Source organism: Escherichia sp. KCJ4928 (assembly GCF_004352695.1).
Classification (GTDB): Bacteria; Pseudomonadota; Gammaproteobacteria; order Enterobacterales; family Enterobacteriaceae; genus ECMA0423.
In genome coordinates this window covers 1-213 of sequence record NZ_SJWV01000898.1, presented here as the reverse complement: position 1 = coordinate 213, position 213 = coordinate 1, and the positions used below count along the sequence as shown (strand labels likewise).

1 pseudogene is annotated in these 213 nt (G+C 65.7%); it reads left to right on the top strand.

Features of this window, described 5'->3' with window-relative positions:
• Positions 1-213: pseudogene (locus tag E0D98_RS27315) on the top strand (DNA primase); the annotation flags it as partial.

Genomic DNA, 213 nt, shown 5'->3' with positions numbered 1-213 from the left:
CCCTGTGTCACCGAAGGCAGAGGCTGAACAAACAGCAGGCAGTACGGCTGAAACACCGCATCCGGAAGCGCCGGTCACGGCAAAAGCTGAAGCCCCCCGGGCCGACAGACCGGAACAACCCGCCGCCCCGTCGTCTGCGCCAGAAAAAGCCCCTGTCAGTGCACAGCCGCAGCAACCCGACACACCGGAGGAAGAGCCGCCCGGCAAGCTCAG